The following is a 15,267-nucleotide window of genomic DNA, read 5'->3' as shown; positions in this document are numbered from 1 at the left end:
GACTCGGGCTCGGCCTATATAGGCTCTTTCGCAAGTCGTTGTTACGAAATCGGAGGAATGACATGACATCTGTAACTGGCGACGCCGGCATTGGTCATTGGAGCATCCGCGCCTATCATCGCAACTGGCTTCTCGCCCAGGCAAACGGCCTCTTCGATTTCTTCCAGCACAATTCGATCAATCCGAAGGGCGGCTTCTACGATCTCGACGATCACGGCCAGCCGCTCGACGCCGACGGGCAGGTTCGCGGCATTCACATTGCATCGCGCGCGGTCCACTGCTTCTCGATCGGCACTCTTCTCGGCCGCCCCGGCGCGAGCGATGTCGTCGATCACGGCATGGATTACCTTTGGAACCATCACCGCGACACGAAAAACGGCGGCTATTTCTGGTCGCTGAACAATGATGGCGCTGTCGATTCCACCAAGCAGGGCTATGGCCATGCTTTCGTCTTGCTTGCCGCCTCCTCCGCGAAAACCATCGGCCATCCGCTGGCCGACGCCATGCTGGCCGATATTACCGAAGTCCTCAACACCAGGTTCTGGGAGCCGAAGCACGGCGCCATCGCTGAGGAGTTCACCGCCGACTGGCAGCCGCTCGACGGCGGTCGCTATCGCGGCCAGAACTCCAACATGCATCTCACCGAAGCGCTGATGGCCGCTTTCGAAGCCACCGGCGACAGAGATTATCTCGCCAAGGCCGAAAGCATCGCCGATCTCGTCATCCGCAGGTCGGCCGGTTCCGTCGGCTGGCGCGTCGCTGAGCATTTCAGCGCAGATTGGGGGCTCGACAAAAGCTACTACCATCCGAACGAGATGTTCCGCCCGGCCGGTACCACGCCAGGCCACTGGCTGGAATGGGCACGCCTTATCCTGCAGCTCTGGGCACTCGGCGGCAAGAAGCACGACTGGATGCCGGATGCCGCCAAGGGCCTCTTCTCGCAATCGATGGCGCTCGGCTGGGACAACGGCAAGGGCGGTTTCTTCTACACGCTCGATTGGGACGACAAGCCGGCGAAGCGCAACAAGCTCTGGTGGCCGGCCTGTGAGGGTGCAGCCGCTGCCCACTTCCTGAACGAGCACCTGCCGAGCGACTTCCACGAGCAAAGCTATCGCACGATCTGGAATGTCATCGAGCGCGCCTTCATCGACCACAAGAACGGCGGCTGGCACGAGGAACTGACGGAAGATCTCGTCCCCTCGCATAGCCTCTTCCCCGGCAAGGGCGATATCTACCACGCCCTGCAGGCCTGCCTGATCCCGCTCTTTCCGGCGACGGGCAGCGTCACCAAAGGCATTATCGAGGCAAAAGGGAAGATTTGAGTGGGCGACTGCTGGCGCGTGGCCCGATGGCCGCTTTCACGCCAGCCGCAGGGAATCCAGATCTTTCGCCAGCATCAGCGACAGCGCCTCGACGACGAGATTGTGGTCGTCGCGCTGCGGCAGGCCCGAGACCGTAACCGCGCCGATGCAGCCGGTTCCCTTGACATTGATCGGAAAGCTACCGCCATGCGCCGCATAATCGGCGCTCGAAAGCCCGTTGTCTTCGACGGTCTTACCGTCTTTCTGCAGCTTAAGGCCGCAGGCGTAACTGCTCTTTGAATAGCGGAACACCACGTTGCGCTTGCGCCGCACCCATTGGACGTTGTCGGGCGTAACACCCGGCAGCGCCGCGTAAAAGACCGGCATCGAATGCAGCGAAACGTCTATCGCCACGCCAAGCCCGCGTTCCGTCGCGAGTTCCTGCAGCAGCTTGCCAAGCTGCCAGGCTGTCGTGAGGTCGAAGGCATCAAAGCTCAATACCTGTTCCTGCTCCGCAATCCGGCTGAGATCGTCCTCAACAGTCATAGGCCCTACTCCTCTGCCACATCGAACCGGCGGAGAGCATCCGCAAGCGGCAGCGAAAAGTAAAGCAACGTCTGGAGATTTCGACAGCTTAGTGCGGCACCGATGACAGCGAACCGATGATATCCTCCGGCGACATGGGCTCATTCGAGCGCAGCAACACCGTGCCGTCACAGTCGAGCAGGAGAAGGCCGAATTCGCCGGGCCGCGGTCCCTGGAGATCGTCGCGGATTTCATCGGCGTCGAGGTCCTCTGATCCCTCGAAAGTGGGGAACACCCCACCGCCGGCGACATTCAGCACCTCTATATCATTCTCGATGAGCGAAAAACGCGCACGGCGCAGCGACTCGTCCTGCACCGTCGCACGGTCATCATCTGCATCCGCAAAAATGATGAGAACACGTTTCCGGCCGATGAATGGTTTGAGACAGTCCGGGGACGTGGACGCCTGCGGCGCCGGCCCGATGATTTCGCGTATGATTGATTTAAGCATGATGCTCACATCCTTCGTTCTGACTTCAACGATTGGAAGTGAGAGCGGTTCCCTTCAAAAGCAGAGGGATCGCGGATCACCGCGATCCCTCGCGGCCTCATTCGGACGGCTTGTGCTCCGCCGGGCGGGTGGGAACGGCCACGACATCGGCCGTGCCGTTGGCAAGAAGGCGTTTGCGGACCAAGACGCGCATGACGCGGGCGGCCGTCGAGAAGCTCATCTGGTCGAGCGGCCCCTCGCCTTCCCACGGCTTTGTCAGTCTTTCGGTAACGGCGCCGACAATGTTGTTCGGCACGATGTCGTCGCACTCGCGCATGGCTTCGAAGACGAGGCTGATCGGAACGACCCGCCCTTCGAAGGTGACGATTGGTTCTGTGAGTTCCGTATCCCATTCTTCGAAAGCATAGAGGGCTTCGCGGAAGAGTTCCTGAAGGGTGATCGGCGCGTGTCCGTTGTGAAGTGGCGGCAAGGCATTCGTCATGTCTGTCTCCTCTCTAGGATTAAGCCAGTTCCTCCTTATCGGCCGGATCGAATCAGAACTCGGAACTCGGGGCTCCTCCGGAACCGATAACACGATTCTTTTTATAGTGTAACACTCGCGTGATAAAGCGATTTATGCCCGCCGCGCCGTTGAGATGCGTTTCCAAATAAATAAGCCGTTGATATTCCTGAAGAACATCAACGGCTTTTTCCCGGAGTTTGAAAGGCCCTAGGCCCTACTGCTCGAGCGCGAAGGTCAGGTTGACCGTGACATGATAGGTGTTTTCGCCACCCTGAATCGGCACGGAAGCATCAGCCGCCTCCTTCGCCATCGTTGCGCGATAGGCCGGTTGCGGCATCGGCCGAACGCCGCTCTCGCTGATCTCGATGACGCGGCCCAATTTCACGCCGGCGGCCTCCGTCAGCGTCTTTGCCTTCTTCATCGCAGCTGCGACGGCATCCTTGCGCGCCGCTTCCATGGCCGCCTCCGGCTTGTCGTTGGTGAACTGGATATCGCCGCCCTGATTGACGCCGAGTGTCACCGCCTGGTCGATCAAGCCGCCCAGCTCGCCGAGATCGCGCACGCGCACCGTCAGCCCGTTTGAGACCTGATAGCCGATGAGCTCCGGCGGCTTCGGCTGGCCGTCGTTGCTCTGCGGATAATTGTATTGCGGCTGCACGGAGAAGCCCGAAGTCTGCAGATCCCTGTCGGCGATCCCCTCTTTCTTCAGCGCCGCCAGAACGGCGGCCATCGCCTTGTTGTTCTCGTCGAGCGCCTCGCGGGCCGTCTTCGCCTGCTTGACGACCGCAAGGCTGAGGACGGCCATATCGGGCGCTACCGCCGACTGCCCCTCGCCCGAGACCATGACCACCGCCTCACGCGGCCTCGAATCATCGGCAGCCGCCGCTGTCATCGGCAGGACGGCCGGCACACCGATCAGCATGCCGAAAGCCAGGTTTCTAATAGTCCGCAGCGCCATGTTTCACTCCTTGGTTGTCGCGACCCCGGTTAGCTCTTTGCCGATTGATTGTGAAGCTATTGCGGCAACGTCTTGTCGCTGCATTCGAATTGCGTTAGAGCGAAACCGCACCGGGGGACCATTGCCCCGCTGCCGGCGCGGCCAAGCCACGCACGGGCCTGTAGCTCAATGGTTAGAGCCGGCGGCTCATAACCGCTTGGTTGGGGGTTCGAGTCCCTCCGGGCCCACCAAACCCCCTCTAAGGGGTTGCAAATATGGAATTAAAAGCAAAATCAATCCTTTACAAACCTGCGCTGCTACACAATGATGCTACGCAAGCGGGGTAAATCGCATGACGAAAGTTCTCGGATTGACACAACGCGGAGGCACCTACAGCGTCCGCCGGCGGGTGCCTACCGACCTAGTTGAAGCGCTCGGCAAAAAGGAAATCTGGCTGGCCTTAGGCACCTCCGATCGCAAGACAGCAGAGCGCGAAGCCCGTCTGGTTGCAGTCCAGCTCGATCTCCAATGGCAGAAGCAACGCGAGACGCTGCGGAAAGGCGAAAAAATAACCGTCGCCGACGAAGTGACGGAAGCCGATCTCCGGCGCTTGGTCGTGGGCAGGTTTTGGAGACAGGAGCAATCTGCGACTGCGCTGCCGGCCGACGAGGAAATCCGCGAGAACATCGAACATGACATCGGCGGGTTTGAAAGCCGCGACCCGTCTGCCGAAGCGGCCCTCTTTGCCGAAGCACGATCCCTCATCAAGGCAGAAAAATTGAATATCCCGGCACCGGCCGACACGGTGGTTGGAAAGTCGGTAGAGCCCTTCACGGCATCGGATGCGCTACGGCAGTTGGTCGAGCTGCTTCGCCGGGCGAACATCGAACACCTGGAGCGGTCGCTTGATCGCATGGATGGCAAGCACGGTGACGGTTTCCATGATCCATTGTTTAAGGACGTCAGCTCGATCTCCCAGGCGCCGGCCGTTAGCCGGAGCGTCACCCTGGGCGAAGCAATCCAGCGCTTTGAAACGGACCCGATGCGGGCGCACCTGGGCGATACGGCCGATGCCAAGTATGTGATCACCTTCCGCACCATGAAAGAAGTGCTAGGCCCGGATAAGCCGCTAGCGTCGATCACTCGCGCCGAATGCGCCATTGTGCAGGAACTCTTCTCAGGTCTGCCCGCCAACGTTCACAAGAAATCAGCTTACAACGACTGCACGACCGTGCGCGAGATCGTGGCGCTGGCTGCTGAGCGCAAGACGGATAAGCTTTTGGCCGCCGGCACGGTGAAGGTCTATACGCAAACACAGTCGGCGTTCTTCAACTGGGCGATCAACAAGGGTCTGATCGCGTCCAATCCCGCAAGCGGAATGGCGCCGAAGAAAGCCAAAAAGGGCAAGCGGCGCGCATACGACATCGAACAAATGAACAAGCTACTTGCGGCCCTGCCAGAGTGGTCGGAGCAAGGCGCGCTAGCTGGCCGCTACTGGGTTTACATCATTGCGATCTTCTCTGGGATGCGTCTGGGTGAGATCGGCACGTTGAACATCGAGGACATCGTCGAGCGCTACGGCGCACATTTCTTCCAGCTCTGGGAGACAGATGAACGCGGACTGAAGACGGAAGGCAGCGAGCGCATTATTCCCGTTCATCCTGAATTGATTAGGCTCGGCTTGTTGCAACGCGTTGCACGGCTGAAGAAAGCGGGCATCCGGCGCTTGTTCGCGGACCTTCCGGGCGACGACCAGGATCACGTTTCCGACCTGTTTTCGAAACGCTTCGCCTATTTCCTAAAGTCCAAGTTGGAGATGAAGGATAAGGGGCTAACGTTCCATTCGACACGTCACACTTTCCGCGACGCGCTTCGCGAGGCCGGGGTGCCCCATGACGCGACGACAGCCCTGGGCGGTTGGAAACCAAAGGGTGTCGACGAGCGCTATGGCGACGGGATGCGACCGCAAACGCTCGTCAAGTGGATGAACGAAGTGAAATATGAGGGCTTGGTTATCCCGGTTATAGAAGAGGCGGCAAGCTGACTTTAAGGGGTGAAGACCTCGCTGAAGGTCGCCGACACGGTGTCATAAGTCGCGTCTGCGTGCGCAATGCGCCACTTTTCACAAGTCCATAGCCTGGGCGACGCCTCGCCGGGCGGCGTGAAGTAAAACGCCTTGTAGCCACCGCGCTCCCTGAAGAATGCATCGATCGTTTGCACATCCCGGCGCGGTAGGTTTTCAATCGTCATTTGAAATTCGCCCGTAATCGAATGGATGCCGTCGGCGGCGCGCTCGACGTAGCCGTTGCCGAACTGCGCTTTCAACACGCGAGCGGTGACGTCCTGGGATGAACCGGGCGAGATAAAGACGCCTTCCGGTAATGTAAGGGTCGGGGTAGTCATCGTCGTTATCTCCTACCGGTCAGAAGGCCGCCGGGGCGGCTCTGATTGAGGAACCACTCGGTCATGTGCTGGTCAACGGCTGCTCCGACCTGCTTCGACAGGTTGCGTTGATGCTCCTGGTCTTTCACCGGGTCGCCCGATGAGCCTTGCGTCTCGATCTTGATCGGCATGTTAATGTTGCCGATCGACACACCACCGCTGCGGCCGGCCAACTGACTGCCGGCAATGCCGCCCTTAGCCAGGAAGGCAGGTGCACGCCCGGAGTTAATCGCCTCTAGGGCTGCCCGGTGGCGCTTGGTTGCGGCTGCGTTGACGACAAATTCGCCGTCGGAAAGCATCGCCGGGATGCTGTCGGATGTGCTTGTACCGGGCCCACGGACGTCGCCGCCGCCGGCAAGGTAGAGCATCGATCGGCGGCTATGCGAGACCGGCCCGCCCTTGGCGCTGAAAAGCCAGCCCAGGAGGCCACCAATGGCGCCCCTGCCGCCCGACGAGGACTTGCCCCCACCCAGGCCAGCAAGCGGGCCCTGCCCCAGGAGAATTGCCTGGAGCGCGGCATTGATGATCGAGTTGGCGAGCTGTTGCATTGCGCTTTCGAGCGTGGTCGTGCCGGTGATGAGGCCAGACAGGGCGTTGGTGAAGCCTTCCGCAAAAAACTGCTGGGCTTCCTGCATTCCTTCGGTCGCCTTGGCTGTGCGATCGTTGGCCGCCTGGAGCTGTTGGGTTGCCGTCACCTGCTCGCGGATTTGCTGAATTTCCTGCTCGCTGAGAGTGATGCCGGCGCGTTTGGCTTCCGCCTTCGCCCGGTAGACGCCCAGCTCGATCGCCTGTTGTTGGGCGGACATCGTCGAGATCGATTGTTCGAAGCGGGCGAGGTCTAACCCTTCCTGTATGGTCTGATTGAGGCTCTTGCGGGCATCGGCGTGCTGCTTGGCAAGGTTGATCTGCTGTTGCACGGCAGCGCTGTCGGCCGATCGGCGCGCATCGGCGTCTTCGATGTGCCAATTCTCGTTGTTGAGCGGGAACTGCAGGCCGAAGCTGCTGGCGTTGGCGTGTACCCACTGGCGAACAGCATCGGAGGCAAAACCAAGGTCGGCAGCGTTGCCGCTGTTGTGCTGGCTTTTGCCGGGAGGCGCAACCCACTTCCGCGCTGCTTCCGGTGAGCCGTACTTCTCCAGCGCTTCCGCCCATAGTTGTTGCTGCCGCTGAATGTCGCGAAAGCCGGAGGTGATCGAGATTTGGCCGCGAAGCTCGTCGGGCATCGAAGCGAACATGGTGGCCAACTTCTTGGCGAAGGCCGATGCCATGCCTTCGACGGAAGCGTTGCTCTTCCCGTTCGAGAGGAAGCCATCGAGATATGCCGACGTGTTGGTCGTGGCATTGTTAACGCGCACGGCCGCCTTGGCGCGGTTTGCGAGGTCGGTCGCGTTCCTCACGTCGCCCATGGTGCGAGCATTCGACACGGCGCGCTGGTAGGCGGCATCAATGCCGTTCATGGTCGCGAGGCTGTCCAGGTCGGCTTTCAGGCCCGGCACAAGTGTCTTGATCTCATTGAGCGCGGTCTTGAAGTTCGCGGCGCTGGTCGCGGAGTGATCGAACGTGTTGCCGGCCGTTTGGGTGATCGCGGATAGCTCTGCGAGCGCCGACTTCAGCTCATCGCTACCGCCGCCCAAATCTTCAATCTGCTGTTCGACGGCGGCAAGCGAGGCTTGTAACTGCCGAAGCTCGGCTTCCTTGAGCGCGTTGAAAGGGTCGGATTGAACGTGCTCGATCTCCTTTAGGATGCCGTCGCGGCGATCTTCCAATTTCCTTAACTGGGCTTCTGGCGACAGAGCGTTGGATTTGTAACCCGCGATCAGCTTGTCGCCCTTTAGGGTGCTGAGTACGTCAATGATCTTGCCGGCATAGCTCGCGCTCTCGATCGCAGCTTTCTTCGCGTACACGGTGACGTTGCGCCAAAGGGTGTTGAACTCTTGATCGATCTTTTTGGCACTCTCGATCTGCTCGTCGGAGAAGGTCGCGGCTTCGCTGCGTAGCTTTTTGATCTGATCGACGGAGAGGCCCAGGACCTTAGCGAGCTCTTCGGCGCCCTGCCCGCCAAACGTCTCGTCAAGAATGCGCGTCTGTGCGGCGGCGTCCATCTGTTGCAGCTTGCCGATGATCTCGTCGAGGAACGCAGACGGGTCTTTGATGCGCTTGGCGACGTCGCTCGCGGTGTAGCCCAGGCGGGTGAAAGCTTCCTGGGCGCTACCCTTGCCGGTTTTGGCGAACTCGTCGCCGCGAATGTTCAGCTCTTTCAGGGCGTCGGTGACGCCATCGATATTCATGCCGGTGGCGGTGGCGACGTAGGCCCATTGTTGCCAAACCTTCGCCGACACGCCAGCTTTGCGCGCTTCACGATCGACTTCCGCGACAGATTTCGCCACTTCGCCCAGGGCGGTGGCGGCAGCAGTCACGCCAGCGGCCAGGATGCCACCCGCCATGAAGGGCTTAATCAAGCCCTTAATCTTGCCGGCGAACGAGCCGGACAGGTCGCCGAAGCTCTTTTCCAATGTGTCGGCCGACTGCTTGGCACGCTTTTCGATGCTGTTGAAATTGTCGTTGGCCGTCTTGCTGGCACGGTTAAAGTTGCGTTCGAAGTCCTTCACACGGGCTTCTAGGGCGATGACTAGACGTTCTTCATCTGTAGGCATGAGCATAATCCTTAGAAAATGAGCAGCCCTTCCGGGCGATCGGAGCTGTTGTAAACGGAGCGGTGATCATCACCCGTGGCGGCGCGGCCCACGGCCATGGCGGCAGCAACGGCGCCATCGATCTTGTCGCGCGCCTTGCCCTTGTGGAACGAGCGGTTGCCCTTGCCGTCGTCCTGGATGGCGATGTTATCGAAGTTCCAACGAAGGATAGGGTCGCCGCCGTGCTGGAATTTGCCAGCAAGGATTGCCTTTTCCAGCTCCCGGATGGCTGGGCCCATCGTCACCCATCCTTGCCGCATTTCGATGGCCGGGTAGCCGTCTTCGACGAGATTGGCCATGGTGATGCGGGCATAGTGCGGGTCGAAGGCGATCTCCCGGACGTCGAGGCGATCGCACAAGTCGCGGATGTGATCTTCAACGGCGCGGATGTCGACGACGTTGCCCGGCGTGGCGATCAGCCTGCCTTCGGCGGCCCACTGGCTGTAGGGATAGCCGGACTGTTGCGTCCGCTTGTCCAGGTTATCCTCAGGGCAGAAAAACCATGGCTTGACGATGTAGCCATCTTCGACGTCCGGGTCGCGCCATGCCGCCACAACGGCGGTCAAGTCACTGGTCGATGACAAGTCCACGCCAATCCAGCACGGTTCACGCTCCAAGGTGTCGAGGTCGACCGGAGCCGCGCCGCGATCATAGACCGGCATCTCGACAAACGGGTCGGACGAGTGACCAAGCCAGACGTTGAGGTGCAACTGGCGAAAGGCTTCGCGATCGGCCGGGCGTTCGGCCGCTTCACGGGCGAGCTGGCGAAGGCCGCCAAGGTCGGGATAGCCGTATTCGAGGCCGGGATTAGCCGCACGCCATACCGCCTCGTCGGTCCAGTCGGCATCGGGCGAGGTCTCAAACAAGACCGGCAGCGTGCCGGGGTCGTCGATCTTGCCAGACGCGACGCGGCGCGCGTAGTCGATGATCTGGAATGCAATGTTCTCCTGCCCACGGCCGGCGGTAGTGATTATGACGGACAGCGAACCCGGCACCTTCACAAGGCCGGTGCGGATGACGTCATAGAGGTCGCGCTTTTTCCAGGCATGGATTTCGTCGATCAGGGCAAAGACCGGCGTTCGGCCGTGCTGAGTGCCAGCATCATTCGACAGGCTTTCGAGAAAGCTGCCGTTCGGAAATACCATTCGGTTTTTGTATTCCTGGAGCTTGATCGCATTGGCGGCATCGTAGCGGCGCGACTGCTGTCCTTTCGTCCACAGCTCGGCATCACCGGCCCGGATGATGCTTTCCGCTTCGGCAAAAGCGAGCTTCGCTTGCTTGCGGTCGGCGGCAGCAGTGAGGACTTCGCCGCCCTGCTTCGCTTCCGGGCCCCACGTGTGAAGCAGCGCGAGCGCGGCGCCCAGGCTGGTTTTGCGATTGCCGCGCGGCAGCAACATGATCACCTGCCGGACGATGCGGGTGCCGTCGAGATTGCGAGGCCCATAGATTTTGCGGACGATCTCCTCTTGCCAGGGGTCGAGCTGGAAAGCACCTCCCGGCAGCTCGGACTTCGGATGCTTCAGGCTGCGCAGCCAATCAACTGCTCGCTGTCCATAGCCAAGGGGGTCTGGAATATCCGCAAACAGCTTCGCGATCGGTGCAACGCGTTGCAACGGTCGGGCCCGTCGTCGGATGATTGGCGTTGCAACGGGCTGCAATTCATCCTCCCGCGACACAACGAAGTTCGAGACCGTCACGGCGGCCCAACTCTTTGATCTCTTTCAGATCGAAGATTTGTCCCCGGTAGGTGACACGATGTTCTGTCGTGAGATCGGCACGCCACCGGATGCGGAAAATCACGGCTGTTTCTGGCGTGCTGCCGGCGCTTTTCAGGAACTCTTCAGTGCTCTGTTGCAGGACCTGAGCGCGCAAGCTGGCAACCTTCGTCCAGCCTTCCGACACGGTGCCGTAGTCGTTGACGACTTCGCCGCGCTGCTCAATCACGATCGCTTTGTCGAGTTTACCGGCGCGCATTATGCCACCTCCTGCACAAGGGCGGACAGCGACAGGACAGCGTGCGAGTGCTTGCCATCGGGGTCGCGAAGAAACCGGGAACTGGCCACGTACAGGTCCGCGACATGCAGGCCGGTGACTGCCCAATTGGTATCGATCAGCGCCGCGCGGACGGCGCCGGCAATGCGCTTCGAGGTCTCCAGGCTGCTTTCGGTCGTCCAGATGTGGAGATCGAGGAAGGCTTCGTGACGCTTGCGAGCGATGTCGCCGCCCGGCACCGTCTGCCCTTCGCCGATCAGGATGCACGGGAAAGCGGCCGGGAGGCCATTGGCGTCGCGGATGTTAACGGCCGCAACGAGCGCCACGAGCGCCGATGACGAGACCAGACGCGCGCGGACGGCCGCCTGAAGAGCAAGAGACGGTTCCATTACGTGGCGTCCTTTACGGCTTTGCGCACTGCCCGCTTGATGCGGTTGGCGAGGCGCTTTCTATTCAGGCGGAATGCTGGCCAAAAGAACGGCTGCGCTACCGTGTCGGCGGTGCCGTATTCGACCAGATGCGGGTAGCGCACGTCACTGTTGCCGACCGTGATCAGGACTTCGGTGTCACCCGCGACCCGGCTGCCGCCCGGCTGGCTATAAGACGGAGTAGCCTGCCCAGGCGGCGTGACGTGAATACTGTCCTTCAGATCGCCACTGTCTACCGGTGCCAGCTGTTCCATGGTGCCGGCAAGCTCCTGCCCGGACTTGATCAAGGCGGGTTGCACGGCTTCCCGGACGGCCTTCGGGATGGCATCGAGCCGACGCTTCAGACGTTCAGACTGGGCGCTCATCAGAAGACATAGCTCCTGTATGGTGCGAGCAGATCGAAGACGCCAAAGGGCAGCATCTCGGCAGACACACCGACAAGCGTGGCCTCCCGATTTTCGTAGAGGTGCCCGACCAGAATGCGCATGGCTTCCAACACGGGCGCCGGTTGGCCCTCGATCTCGGCGATCGGCGTGCCAATGAATTTTTCAATCCACTGCTGAGCCGCATCGATTTTAGCGGTTAGCATCGTGTCATCGGCGTCATCTTCGGCGTCGATGTTCAAGTGCTGCTTTATATCCATGACGGAAATTGATGACATCGACTTAACCTATCATATTTTTTGATTGCAAATCGTGCGCGTGTCTACCTGCGCCGGTCCCTGCGGGCTTTATGAAAGTCTGGGGATACCCCCCGTCCCCCGCTTGCCGAGTCCGCGAGCGGCGCGGTAATTTCAGGCTAGAGTTGTTGATCCTGGGAGACGGGGTAGAATGGACCTGACGACGATTGAAACGGTGCTTGGCCTCGCGTCTTCTGCCGTCGGGGTGACCAGCAAGGCCGCATCCACTGCCGATGCAATCAAGAAGTTGTTCTCTTCCGAGAAGGCAGCGCCCGACAACGGCGAGGCGATGAAGCTCGTTAATGCCCTTGCGGGCGAGCTGACCACGGCCAACGTAATGAATGTGCAGCTCAGCGAGGCGCTGCGCCGTCTCAGCGACGAACTGCGCAAGGAAGACGAGTTCGCGAAAGAGAAGGCGCGCTACGCACTGATTGCGACCGAACGCAAAGACATGGTCTATCGCTTGAGGGAGGACGCGGCGAACGGTCAGCCCATCCACGACGCCTGCCCTGTGTGTATGCATGAGAAAAAGATTATGTACATTCGGGGCGAGGGCGACACGAGACATTGCCAAGCCAACAACCATCACATTTTCAGGTACAGCAGAACGCCACCACCTCGTGTTTATGGTCATTATGGTCGCGGCGATTTTTGAGGGCCAGGCATGGGCGCTGCTGATTGGATTGCGATCTACGCCGCTATTGTCGCCACCGGTGCACTGTCTCTGGAGGTGCGCCGCTGGTTTGAGAGCGGCCCCAAGATTTACCTGCGCGCCACTCCGAATATGCTTGTGATCAATCACCCTGCTACCGAAGGACGCAAGTTCGTCCGGGTATTGGCCGTCAACCGGGGGGACGCGCCGACGACCATCCAAAGTCTGGGCGTATCGGAGTACCAAAACATCTGGGCGCGCTGGCGAGACAAGCCGATCCGAGCATTTGCCATTCCGCACCCGCAGTTGCCCGGAAGCCCGCCGACCCTTCCGTACGTTCTGAAAACTGGTGAGCAGTGGAACGGATTTGTCCATGACCGCATCGACGTGACGGGCGATATGGAGACGGGCAAGATGTATGCCGTCATCTACACGACGGACAGGGAAAAACCCTACATCGCCCGCATCCCTAAGCGGAAGCCGAACAAGCTCGAAGGTGCGAAGGAAATCTAGCTGCATCATGGCTGCCTCCGGTCTGCGGCGGACGGTTGGAGATAGGTCGCCCGCGCCTTTGTAGCGATCTCTTCGATAGACATGCCCTTCCGCCGCCAAAGCTGTGCAGTCGTGTAGGGCATTCCGAACTCACGCGCCCAGTCTTTCAACGAAAGACGCTTGCCCTCGAAGGTCACGTAATGGGCGCGACCATGCGCATTCTTCAGGCGCTCGCGCACTCTCTTCTCAACTTCGGCATTGTCCGGGATGTATGAGCCTTGGCGCCTGTCATAGATCGCCTGCGGATGTCGGCCTGTGAGCTCGGCAATCTCGTTGACGGTGCGCAGTCGGCCGCGAAACATGTACTTCTGGGGCTCGTAGCTCATGTGCGACGCTCCTGGGATTGCTTGCGGCTGGAATGGCAGGGCGTACACAACGGCTGCCAGTTCGATCGAGACCAGAAAAGACGCTTGTCGCCGCGATGGGGGGCCCTGTGGTCGACGACGTTGGCGCGGCTGTCACATCCCGGCATTGCGCAGTGTGGATGCGCTGCCAGATAGACGGCGCGCTCTTTATCCCACTTGCTATCATAGCCGCGCTCGCGGGCGCTGGGGCGTTGCTGGTCAAAGCGCGCCTTCCGGTCACGTTCGCGCGCAATCATGTGCTGGCACCGATCGCCAGACGATACGACGCCACCACATGAACGGATTGAAGGCGCGCTCCTGGGCATCAGTCGACATCCTCATTGCAACCCGTTGCAACGTGTTGCACCGGTCGGCCGACTTTGATGGCTTCGAGTTCGTAGCCGAAATATGCCAGGGCAGCTTCGAGCGTCGTCAAAGCAATTACGTTTTCGCCCGACAAGGCGCCGGCCAAGGTCTTCGGCTTGATGTTGATGGCAGTCGCGAGCGCGACGGCGCTGGTGCCGTGCTCTTCGATCAGCTCGCGAAGGACTTCAATCCACGCGACCGCCCGCTCCCGTTCTTTGTCGCTCAAGGCTCTGGGCATGATATCAGCCCTCCACCTTCTGCGTTCCGAGATCGGCGAAGATCGCTCGGAACTTGTCTGCAATTGGTCGATCATCCTTCGGCTGGGCTTCGGCGCCGCTGCCATGAACAATCTTCAGCATTTCGATATGGCCCTCGTAGGCCAGCCTGATCTCTGTCGGGGTGGCGTAGAGGGTCGTTTCAGGCGTCCAGCCCAGCCAGCCGGTGCCGGTCTTATAGAGATCGAGGAGATGATCAGCGAATGAACGAGAAGTGGCCCCCCTCTCGCTGCTTGCCGGTGCGTCGGTTTCTTCCCCGCCGACGTCGAGGCCAGCGCAAGCAAGCACATAAGCGATCAGTGTCGGGCGAACTTCCGCCATCACTTCGAAGACGTGATTTTTGAGGAACAACATGCCGCCGGCGTGAGGTTCAACGATGTCGAGGGCAGCCGTGAGGCTGCCATCGCGGATGTCGTCGAGCAGCTTGCGGAAGCTCCCATCCCGCCTTTCGAGCAGGATGGCATGACGGAGCGACGGCCGGAGCTCGATCGCCTGCCCTGCCAGCGTGATGAGAATTTCTTCCGCGAGCTTCATCGTCTGTTCCCCGATTACGTGGCCGAAGCCGCGACTTCGAGAATTGCGCCAGAGATCGCGAGGCTGAAGGTCGTGTTCACGATGTCGTCGGCGCCCTTGAAGCTGTTCTTCCGCGACGCGACGATCGCCGAAAAATAGAACTTCGAGTTCTTCGGGCTTGCACCGGTGGCCGGCTTGTCATTGAGCTCGACCTGGAAGTTGTAAGCGGCCGAAGACTGTTCGGCCGCGACCAGGGCGGCATAGCCGGCGTCGGAGCTGTCACGGGCGACGACGAGTTCCATCGTGCCGTTGTCGCGGCTACCCTTCAGCTTGCGGGCGTAGGTCTGATCGACATACTTGCCGATGACGATTTCAGCTTCAGAGCCGGCTTCGCCGACGTCCTGGATGTTGGCGATTGCGACCCATGTGTCGGCTTCATAGGTGGTGGCGTCGGTCATCGGCGAAGTCGTGCCGATCGAGACCTTAGTTCCTGCGGCGGTGGTGATAGGCATTGGATTGATCCTTTCGAAACTGGGAAATCAGCGAGAAAGGGCG

At 60.4% G+C, this 15,267-nt stretch carries 19 protein-coding genes and 1 tRNA gene; 5 read left to right on the top strand and 15 right to left on the bottom strand.

All coding sequences use genetic code 11. The features are described from left to right. Nucleotides 1-62: 62 nt before the first annotated feature. Nucleotides 63-1,322, top strand: a complete 1,260-nt coding sequence (locus HGP14_RS14805) for an AGE family epimerase/isomerase (RefSeq protein ID WP_168830623.1) — start codon at nt 63-65, stop codon at nt 1,320-1,322. A gap of 36 nt (nt 1,323-1,358) precedes the next feature. Here HGP14_RS14805 and HGP14_RS14800 read toward each other — a convergent pair whose 3' ends face one another. The 4 genes from HGP14_RS14800 to HGP14_RS14785 all read right to left on the bottom strand — a co-directional run bounded on the left by HGP14_RS14800 (nt 1,359) and on the right by HGP14_RS14785 (nt 3,797). Beyond that, nucleotides 1,359-1,847 (bottom strand): heme-degrading domain-containing protein, encoded by a 489-nt coding sequence (locus HGP14_RS14800; RefSeq protein WP_168830622.1) that lies wholly within the window; start codon nt 1,845-1,847, stop codon nt 1,359-1,361. An 88-nt stretch (nt 1,848-1,935) separates the two neighbouring features. Beyond that, a complete protein-coding gene (locus HGP14_RS14795) occupies nt 1,936-2,337 on the bottom strand; it encodes a DUF4174 domain-containing protein (RefSeq protein ID WP_168830621.1) in 402 nt (133 codons plus the stop codon). Between the two features lie 97 nt (nt 2,338-2,434). Beyond that, nucleotides 2,435-2,818: a hypothetical protein gene (locus HGP14_RS14790; RefSeq protein WP_168830620.1), complete on the bottom strand. Its 384-nt coding sequence runs from the start codon at nt 2,816-2,818 to the stop codon at nt 2,435-2,437. Between the two features lie 235 nt (nt 2,819-3,053). Beyond that, nucleotides 3,054-3,797 carry an SIMPL domain-containing protein gene (locus tag HGP14_RS14785; protein ID WP_168830619.1) on the bottom strand — a complete coding sequence of 248 codons (744 nt, stop codon included), beginning with the start codon at nt 3,795-3,797 and terminating at the stop codon, nt 3,054-3,056. A 154-nt stretch (nt 3,798-3,951) separates the two neighbouring features. Between HGP14_RS14785 and HGP14_RS14780 the strand changes: the two genes are divergently transcribed. Both HGP14_RS14780 and HGP14_RS14775 read left to right on the top strand, forming a co-directional pair. Further along, nucleotides 3,952-4,027, top strand: a tRNA-Ile gene (locus HGP14_RS14780). A 101-nt stretch (nt 4,028-4,128) separates the two neighbouring features. After that, nucleotides 4,129-5,820 carry a site-specific integrase gene (locus HGP14_RS14775; RefSeq protein WP_168830618.1) on the top strand — a complete coding sequence of 564 codons (1,692 nt, stop codon included), beginning with the start codon at nt 4,129-4,131 and terminating at the stop codon, nt 5,818-5,820. Nucleotides 5,821-5,822: 2 nt separating this feature from the next. Here the strand turns inward: HGP14_RS14775 and HGP14_RS14770 are convergent, their stop codons facing one another. Genes HGP14_RS14770 through HGP14_RS14740 form a run of 7 tightly spaced genes read right to left on the bottom strand, consistent with a single transcriptional unit; the run spans nt 5,823 to nt 11,992 of the window. After that, complete coding sequence (locus HGP14_RS14770; protein WP_168830617.1) at nt 5,823-6,179, bottom strand: phage tail protein; 357 nt, start codon at nt 6,177-6,179, stop codon at nt 5,823-5,825. A 5-nt stretch (nt 6,180-6,184) separates the two neighbouring features. Continuing rightward, nucleotides 6,185-8,872, bottom strand: coding sequence for a D-alanyl-D-alanine carboxypeptidase family protein (locus HGP14_RS14765; protein WP_168830616.1), 2,688 nt, complete (start codon nt 8,870-8,872; stop codon nt 6,185-6,187). Nucleotides 8,873-8,883: 11 nt separating this feature from the next. After that, a complete protein-coding gene (locus HGP14_RS14760) occupies nt 8,884-10,524 on the bottom strand; it encodes a terminase large subunit (protein WP_246704476.1) in 1,641 nt (546 codons plus the stop codon). A gap of 46 nt (nt 10,525-10,570) precedes the next feature. Beyond that, nucleotides 10,571-10,885 carry a phage head closure protein gene (locus HGP14_RS14755; RefSeq protein WP_168830614.1) on the bottom strand — a complete coding sequence of 105 codons (315 nt, stop codon included), beginning with the start codon at nt 10,883-10,885 and terminating at the stop codon, nt 10,571-10,573. Next, nucleotides 10,885-11,292, bottom strand: coding sequence for a DUF3168 domain-containing protein (locus HGP14_RS14750; RefSeq protein WP_168830613.1), 408 nt, complete (start codon nt 11,290-11,292; stop codon nt 10,885-10,887). Before HGP14_RS14750 ends, HGP14_RS14755 begins: the two co-directional genes overlap by 1 nt. Beyond that, nucleotides 11,292-11,696 carry an HK97-gp10 family putative phage morphogenesis protein gene (locus HGP14_RS14745; protein WP_168830612.1) on the bottom strand — a complete coding sequence of 135 codons (405 nt, stop codon included), beginning with the start codon at nt 11,694-11,696 and terminating at the stop codon, nt 11,292-11,294. The genes HGP14_RS14750 and HGP14_RS14745 overlap by 1 nt, the downstream gene beginning before the upstream one ends. Next, nucleotides 11,696-11,992 carry a head-tail connector protein gene (locus HGP14_RS14740; RefSeq protein WP_168830611.1) on the bottom strand — a complete coding sequence of 99 codons (297 nt, stop codon included), beginning with the start codon at nt 11,990-11,992 and terminating at the stop codon, nt 11,696-11,698. Before HGP14_RS14740 ends, HGP14_RS14745 begins: the two co-directional genes overlap by 1 nt. A 169-nt stretch (nt 11,993-12,161) precedes the next feature. Here HGP14_RS14740 and HGP14_RS14735 point away from each other — a divergent pair, with 169 nt between their 5' ends. Then, the gene (locus HGP14_RS14735) at nt 12,162-12,665 is read left to right on the top strand and encodes a hypothetical protein (RefSeq protein ID WP_168830610.1); all 504 of its coding nucleotides are present in this window, start codon (nt 12,162-12,164) and stop codon (nt 12,663-12,665) included. A gap of 9 nt (nt 12,666-12,674) precedes the next feature. After that, nucleotides 12,675-13,175 (top strand): hypothetical protein, encoded by a 501-nt coding sequence (locus HGP14_RS14730; RefSeq protein WP_168830609.1) that lies wholly within the window; start codon nt 12,675-12,677, stop codon nt 13,173-13,175. A 5-nt stretch (nt 13,176-13,180) separates the two neighbouring features. Here HGP14_RS14730 and HGP14_RS14725 read toward each other — a convergent pair whose 3' ends face one another. The 4 genes from HGP14_RS14725 to HGP14_RS14705 form a co-directional block, all read right to left on the bottom strand. Further along, nucleotides 13,181-13,540: a hypothetical protein gene (locus tag HGP14_RS14725; RefSeq protein WP_168830608.1), complete on the bottom strand. Its 360-nt coding sequence runs from the start codon at nt 13,538-13,540 to the stop codon at nt 13,181-13,183. A 343-nt stretch (nt 13,541-13,883) separates the two neighbouring features. Further along, a complete protein-coding gene (locus HGP14_RS14715) occupies nt 13,884-14,162 on the bottom strand; it encodes a helix-turn-helix domain-containing protein (protein ID WP_168830606.1) in 279 nt (92 codons plus the stop codon). A 4-nt stretch (nt 14,163-14,166) separates the two neighbouring features. Then, complete coding sequence (locus HGP14_RS14710) at nt 14,167-14,733, bottom strand: hypothetical protein (protein ID WP_168830605.1); 567 nt, start codon at nt 14,731-14,733, stop codon at nt 14,167-14,169. Between the two features lie 14 nt (nt 14,734-14,747). Continuing rightward, nucleotides 14,748-15,224: a phage tail tube protein gene (locus HGP14_RS14705; protein WP_168830604.1), complete on the bottom strand. Its 477-nt coding sequence runs from the start codon at nt 15,222-15,224 to the stop codon at nt 14,748-14,750. Between the last annotated feature and the right edge of the window lie 43 nt (nt 15,225-15,267).

It is taken from the genome of Rhizobium sp. P32RR-XVIII, assembly GCF_012641395.1.
Taxonomy (GTDB): Bacteria; Pseudomonadota; Alphaproteobacteria; order Rhizobiales; family Rhizobiaceae; genus Rhizobium.
The sequence above is the reverse complement of the archived record's forward strand: the minus strand, read 5'-3'. Positions and strand labels throughout refer to the sequence as shown.